The organism is Acinetobacter entericus (genome assembly GCF_026168575.1).
GTDB lineage: Bacteria > Pseudomonadota > Gammaproteobacteria > Pseudomonadales > Moraxellaceae > Acinetobacter > Acinetobacter bouvetii.
This window is the reverse complement of sequence record NZ_JAPEQW010000031.1, coordinates 25,304-32,639: the sequence shown is the minus strand read 5'-3', so window position 1 is coordinate 32,639 and position 7,336 is coordinate 25,304. Positions and strand designations below refer to the sequence as shown.

5 protein-coding genes are annotated in these 7,336 nt (G+C 38.8%); 1 reads left to right on the top strand and 4 read right to left on the bottom strand.

Annotated elements, in window-relative coordinates:
- Positions 1–129 precede the first annotated feature (129 nt).
- Positions 130–339 carry a hypothetical protein gene (locus OKC24_RS16870; RefSeq protein ID WP_228127370.1) on the top strand — a complete coding sequence of 70 codons (210 nt, stop codon included), beginning with the start codon at positions 130–132 and terminating at the stop codon, positions 337–339.
- 629 nt (positions 340–968) lie between these two features.
- On the opposite strand, the gene ppk1 is transcribed toward OKC24_RS16870, so the two are convergent.
- The 4 genes from ppk1 to OKC24_RS16850 all read right to left on the bottom strand — a co-directional run bounded on the left by ppk1 (position 969) and on the right by OKC24_RS16850 (position 7,336).
- Positions 969–3,047 carry a polyphosphate kinase 1 gene (gene ppk1 / locus OKC24_RS16865; RefSeq protein WP_004907085.1) on the bottom strand — a complete coding sequence of 693 codons (2,079 nt, stop codon included), beginning with the start codon at positions 3,045–3,047 and terminating at the stop codon, positions 969–971.
- A gap of 112 nt (positions 3,048–3,159) precedes the next feature.
- On the bottom strand, positions 3,160–4,428 hold the full coding sequence (locus OKC24_RS16860; RefSeq protein ID WP_004907087.1) for an MgtC/SapB family protein: 1,269 nt from the start codon (positions 4,426–4,428) through the stop codon (positions 3,160–3,162).
- Between the two features lie 49 nt (positions 4,429–4,477).
- Entirely contained in the window at positions 4,478–6,070 is a 1,593-nt protein-coding gene (locus OKC24_RS16855; RefSeq protein ID WP_004985732.1) for a Na/Pi cotransporter family protein, read from the bottom strand.
- 141 nt (positions 6,071–6,211) lie between these two features.
- Entirely contained in the window at positions 6,212–7,336 is a 1,125-nt protein-coding gene (locus OKC24_RS16850; RefSeq protein ID WP_265466040.1) for an ABC transporter permease, read from the bottom strand.

Sequence of the window (7,336 nt, the reverse complement as noted above, 5' to 3'; positions counted from 1 at the left end):
AAAACAGTCTTCAGCTTACCATTCGTGGTTATTTGCAACAGTGCCGGTGCGGCTTTATAATTCGCAATAAAATTTAGTCTGCCTAAAGCATTTGTGTTTCCCGCAATCGCTATTTTATTGGTTGCTTGCTTGTTCCCCGCATTAAATTATTATGCTCTTGAAGCATCTGAAAAGTCATTTAACCAAACAACCAATTTTTTAAGTCAGCCAGTACATAAGTTTTCAGCAAATAAAATAACTGTACTTTGGGGCATGTGGTACATGAAAGCCCTATATTTAGCCATAGCAGGTTTAATTGGCTTTGGCATAGCTAAAGCTTTATATCCTGAAGTGATTTAAAAAAATTGGATATTTTTATTTAGAAATTACATTGTATGTTTACAACATAAATTGAGATATATAAAGATGACCCATTGAAATGGGATTAAAAAAAATACTTTATTTTTAATATTATAATTAGACCTCTTGCGAAAGTATCTTTAATGACTATTTTAGATGTTGATATTTATTTAAAAATCAACGCTTATCACTGATTAAATTTTGACTAACGCAAGAGGTCTAATGATATGAAAAGAATTTAAAAAATTTAGATCAAATGAAAACCGACATAATTTAGATATATTCAAATTATGTCATTATTGTTTCATCGTACTCATTCGCTATGAAATAAAATAAGCCAAATGAAATATTTTTACCAAGGCAAAAAGATCAACTTCGGCATCTGGACAGGTAAGACTTGATCAAAATATAAAGTACCCAAAAATGTTTATCCTATTTAAATGTGTTAAATCAAAAAACAATGACCATCCAACAACTTAAAATATTATATCTGCCTATAACTTTATTTGACAAAAGGTGGCAAAGTGCTTGCTACTTTAAAATTAGTGGCATTCCACCTGTATCGAAAGATCATAATTTCTTAAATGTTGTTGAATAGGCCTAAAAAGAGTTAACTTTAAGTTAAGCATTTACTTTATAACGCTTAACAAAAAGTGCTGCGCATTATGTGGCTTTTCATTTTCTATGCATGAGTTACGCTTCCAACTACCATCACTTTGTAATAGCCATGCTTGTTGATTATCCATTAAATAATTTTCTAACCCTTGCTGATAAATTCTTTTTTTGAGTCTAGTATTTTCAATAGGAAAGCACACTTCAACACGTTTAAATAAATTACGCTCCATCCAGTCAGCACTAGAACAATACACACGTGTATCACCATTATTGTAAAAATAATAGACACGAGTATGCTCAAGAAAACGCCCTACAATTGAGCGAACACGAATATTTTCTGATAAGCCAATTAGGCCTGGACGTAAACAACAAATAGAACGAATGATTAATTCTATTTGCACACCAGCTTGAGAAGCTTCGTATAATTTATTAATCAATTGAACTTCGGTTAGTGCATTGACCTTAATGATAATTTTTGCCGGTTTCCCTGCTTTCGCAAGCACAATCTCGTTTTCAATAAAATTCATCAACTGACTATGCAAAGTAAATGGTGCATGTAGAAGTTTCTTTAACTTCACCATTTTGCCCATACCGGTTAATTCTTGAAAAATACGATGTACATCTTCACACAAATCTTGATTGGTCGTTAATAAACCGTAATCAGTGTAAATTTTGGCATTGCCAGCATGATAATTTCCTGTACCTAAATGTGCGTAGCGCACCAGTTTTTGATTTTCTCGGCGTACCACCAAAATCATTTTGGCATGAGTTTTATAGCCGACAATGCCATATACCACCACGGCACCCGCTTCCTGTAAAACATTGGCAACAGCGATATTGGACTCTTCATCAAACCGTGCCCGTAATTCAATCACTGCGGTGACTTCTTTACCATTTCTTGCCGCCTCAGCCAAAATTTGCACAATTTCTGAATTTGCACCGCTACGGTACAAGGTCTGTTTAATGGCCAAAACATGCGGATCTTGCGCGGCTTCACGTAATAATCGAATTACAGGGGAAAATGATTCAAAAGGATGATGCAATAAAATATCTTGTTTCTGCATCGCACTGAAAATATTTGCAGATTTTTTCAGTATTTTTGGAATCACAGGAGTATGTGGCTCATAGCGTAAATATGGGCGTTTAAAATCCGAGACCAATCGAGCCAAATTAACAGGCCCGTCGACACGATACAATTGATGCGTATCCAAATCGAATTCTTTGAGTAAGTATTCATAAATATGTGTTGGACAATTTTTATTGACCTCCAAACGTACTGCCCGACCAAAACGGCGTGAACTGAGTTCGTCTTTTAAGGCTTCCGCTAAGTCTTCAACATCTTCAGTTAACGTTAAATCTGCATTTCGGGTTACTCTAAATTGATAGCAACCCGTTGCCGTCATTCCCGGAAATAAATCAGACACATGAGTATGAATAATTGAAGAGAGCATCACATGATGCTCTTTGCCTTCGGTCAACTCATCTGGCAAACGCACCACACGTGGCAATGAACGTGGTGCAGGAACCACTGCCAAATCGATCTGACGGCCAAAGGCATCCTTACCTTCCAAAGTCACAATGAAATTAAGTGATTTGTTGACCAAGCGTGGAAAGGGATGCGCAGGATCTAAACTTATTGGTGTTAAGGCTGGTGCAACCTGTTCCTGAAAATATTTTTTGACCCAATTAGATTGTGCTTGAGTTAACTCTCCACGTCTTAAAAAGCTGATGCCTTCTTCTCTTAACTGCGGAAAAATTTGCTCATTTAAAATTTGATATTGGCGTTCAATCGCAGCATGTGCTGTCTCCGAAATTTGATGTAAAATTTCTTGTGGGGATAAACCATCAGCCGTTTGTATGTCTCGCTCTTGAACAAAATGTTCCAACATAGTTGCAACACGAATTTCAAAAAACTCATCTAAATTTCTAGAAAAAATTAATAAAAAATTCAATTTTTCTAAGAGTGGATTTAAAGGATCGACCGCTTGTTCTAAGACACGTAAATTAAAATCTAAAATTGACAACTCGCGATTAATATATCGCTCAACTTGACCATATACCGGGGGGGAGGCTTGTGTAACTACGGAATTCATATACTACCCATATTTCTTAAAAGCAATGCCATTTTTAGTTGGCTAAAAATAAATAGAATTACAAAACAAAAACTTAAATATCATTCTAAAATATTGAAAATAAATCCTAAATTTACTGAATAACCATCCAAAGTACCGCCATTAAAATCGCCATATGCAGCATTTGTGCGGGGGCAAAATATAGAAAATATTTCCCGCCACCAGTTAAAAATGCATTGATGCTTTTAGAAAATGCATGTGCAGCCAAACCAATCATCATAGCGTAGACCAACGTCATCTGCTGTGGTGTTCCTTGCATCACCACCGTTGCCATGGCGGCATGCACTTCAAATAAAGAAGCGAAGAATGCCCCAATAATCAAACCGCTATCACCCAACACTACATTCAAGCCATATACCGCTGCTTGAATCACTGTCAGTGTTACCACAATGATCAAGGCTTCCTTAATGCTGAACATCCGACTGTCCATATGCGTAATATCATTTTGTGGTGTAGCCTGTTGACCCATCGTCGCTTTGGATGAATGAATTAACATCAAGGCAATGATCAAAAGCACTGCAATGCCAATACTGCAAGGCAACAATAAAACCTTAAACCAAGCAAAATTAATCCCTGCGACAATAATCAGCAGCTGTAACAGGGTCGCAATACAGGAAATTAAGCCTGCACCAGCATTAGATTTGGCTTCTGCTTTGCCTGAACGGACTTCCATGCCCAAACTGGCAATAGTTGCGGTGCTAGAAACAAAACCGGATGCCAAAGATGACAACATCAAGGCTTTATTGTTTGGCAAGAGACGTTTAGCAATATGTGCCAAGGACTGTACGCCTAAAATCATGATCAGCAGTTTTAGAATCACATATGGATTGAGTACTGTGCCCCACATTGCCTGATCCGGCATCAGTGGCAAGGCAATTAAAATCAGTGCCAGTAAAAACAAACCGTCACGCAGTTCAAAATGCTGAATCCAATTGCCAGCAAAATAATGCAATGACTGCTTGCCCATTAAAATCAGACACAACACTACCGCTAACCCTGCAGCAAGCGGCACATTAAACACACATAATGCACCAATCAAATAGGTCATCAAAAATGCCAGTTCAGTGGTCGCACCAATATCCTGTTTTTGTTTAATCAGGCTATAAACACAAAAAGTCGTGACTGAAAATGCACCTAAGATACCTACTGCAAGATGTAGTAAAAAACATACTGCCCCAAGCAAGGCGCAAATGGTAAATGAACGCAGTCCGGCAAAACTGGGTTCACTTTCTTTACGATTATGCCTTTCCCGTTCTAAACCGATTAATAAACCGCAGCCTAATGCAGATACCATGACTCTCAATAATTCTTGAAAGGACAAATCTAGTAATACAGTATTCAATTTCTTAGCCTCAACACAGCTGGATAAAAAATGCGATGAACCACATTCATCAAGACTCCTCTAAAAGACGCTCATACATCACGTTAGAGAAACGATAGCTATGTGCAATTAAGCGATCCATCCAACGCTGTGCAGCTAATAATTCCACCCCTTTGGATGCGCTTAATTGATTTACTTCGGTATATTCCATGACTTTTTTACGCGTTTCGGCACGATGGCTACTGGTCCATTTTTTTAACTGATTTAAATCGGCTCTAAGATTTTCAATGACTGACCGATCTGCTAACTGTTCTATATGTGAAAAGTAACTTTCTAAAATATTGCAATAATCTAGTGCTAACTGAAAAATTGCCGGCTGTGTTCGTAGCAATATGGCATTATCTAAACGCTCTAAATCATTATGTAAGACACGTACATAGACCATTACTCGCAGTAATGATAAGAATTTTTGTTTGAGTGCAGGATGCTCAGGAATCGCTATTTTTTCTAAATACTGCTCAATATGCTGAATAATCTCATTCAGCGTATTCAACTGTTGATGTCTAGGTAATGTACCGGTCTGAAAAACCATTTGTAGAATTTTAAAAATCTCAAATATGCTGAAATATACCGCCTTTTCCGCGGCCTGTACTGCAATGGCAGGTACTTGCAAACTTGCATCATCCAGACTGTCTAAAATGGCAGGATTATTACTTGGCAACCATTGGATAATTTTCTGTTCTAAAAATTTCAGACTTGGCATAAACATACATGCCCCCAACACACTGAATGCTGTATGAAACATCGCGAGCATAATCACTTGATCAATGCTGCTGAAAAATGCACTGTGTTTAATCAACCAAAGAAAAAACGGTGCTAACAGGAAAAATGCAGCAATCGCACTCACGAGATTAAAAATCACGTTCACAGCAACTGTTCGTTTGGCATTGATCGAAGCGCCAATCACCGAAATCACGGTAATGCTGACTGCACCAATATTTTGCCCAATCACCATATATAGCGCCTGCGGCAAGTCAATCGCACCACTGACTAAGGCAGCCATAGTCGCTGTAATAGATGCACTAGAGGACTGCAGCAGCATTGCCATAATGATGCCGATCAGCACCAAAACCAATTGTGACCACAAGCTGTCATAACCAAAAAAGGATAAATCTGAGTGTACAGCAAACCCCGCCATGGCTTTTTGCAAAACATCGATGCCAAAGAAAATCAGACCAAAGCCTGCAATCACAAGGCCCAATAAGGCCATTTGGCCTTTAGCGATGAGTTTAAGCAGAGCGCCTAAAGCAATCATCGGTAATGCCAACATGGAAATGGAAAATTTCATGCCCAAAAATGCCACAATCCAACCAGTACTGGTTGTGCCGATATTGGCACCAATCACCACACTCATGGCTTGCGTGAAACTGAGTACCCCTGCTCCGACAAAACCAATGGCGGCGACAATTGTTGCTGTAGATGAATGCACCAGCAATGTCATACCCAAACCTGACAGCATGGCTTTAAACGGCGTTGCCGTAAACCTTGTCAGTAACTCCTTCAAGGTCTGACCTGCAATTTCTTTAAGGCTATCAGTCAGTAACGTCATACCAATTAAAAATAGACCGACACCGCCACATAGTTCAGAGAGAATTTGAAGCACTACATTCCCCTATAAATTTCAAAAAAATTATGCTATTCAATGACATTTATTTAAATCTTGCGCCATTGAATTATTATCAAAGAATAAAAAAAAAGCAGGCAGACTATTCGGGGAGTCATCTGCCTGCAAAAGGGAAACCCTTTACGCCATGGTATGAATCGTGTCTTTAAAGCGCTTCCAAGACAGATAAAAAAACACTGACGCAATACCTAACAACCATACAAATGATGGCCACACCACATCGAATCCTGCATTACGGTATAAAATGGCCTGAGCCAAAGAGACGAAGTGTGTAGTTGGGGCAATCATCATGACCTGCTGCACAATTTCCGGCATGCTTTCGCGTGGAGTAGATCCGCCTGACAGCATTTGCATTGGAATTAGTACCAGCATCATTAACAAACCAAACTGCGGCATAGATTTTGAAACGGTTGCCATATAAATACCCATCGAAGTGGTTGCAAACAGTGTGAGTAAGGCGCCAAAGAAAAAGAGCGGCAAACTACCATCAATCGGGACATGCAATACACCCTGAATCACGACTTTTAAGCCAACAAATACTGCGATCAATACCACAAGACTCATTGACCAGACTTTGGACATCATGATTTCAAATACCGTTACTGGCATCACCATCAAATGTTCAATGGTGCCATGCTCACGTTCACGAATCAGCGCTGCACCAGTCAGAATAATTGAAAGCATTGCCACGTTATTAATAATCCGCATGACACTCATAAACCATTGATTTTCCAGTGTTGGATTAAAACGGGAGCGTATCGCCAAATCTATAGGCAGATTAGTAACTTCACGGTTACGCAGCACATATTCATTCACTTCAGACTGAATCATCTGCTGAATATAGCCTGCGCCCGACATGGCTTGAATCATACGAGTCGCATCAACATTCACTTGAATCTCTGCACTTTCGCCAGACAATACATCTTGCTGAAAATTGGGTGGAATATTTACTGCAAAAGTAAACTCACCTGCATCCATACCCGCATCCATCGTGCTAAGCGTTGTGGTTTTACTGGTAAAATTCGGAGGATAAAATGTTGAAGAAATCCGTTCCGACAAAGTTGAATGATCCTCATCAATAATCGCAATCGGCGCCATATTCAATGTTTCTTTTACAGCAGTTGATGATGTGTAAACTGATACAGTAAAGGTGTAAATAATTAACACCAACATGATTGGATCGCGCCAGAGACTCCAAAGCTCTTTACAGCCGAGCTGGTAGATATTCTGTAATTTTGTGAACAT

What these genes read in the sequence shown, in the direction of transcription:
- ppk1 (WP_004907085.1), bottom strand. Translation starts at nt 3,047, where the DNA reads ATGAATTCCGTAGTTACACAAGCCTCCCCCCCGGTATATGGTCAAGTT.
- OKC24_RS16850 (WP_265466040.1), bottom strand. Translation starts at nt 7,336, where the DNA reads ATGTTCACAAAATTACAGAATATCTACCAGCTCGGCTGTAAAGAGCTT.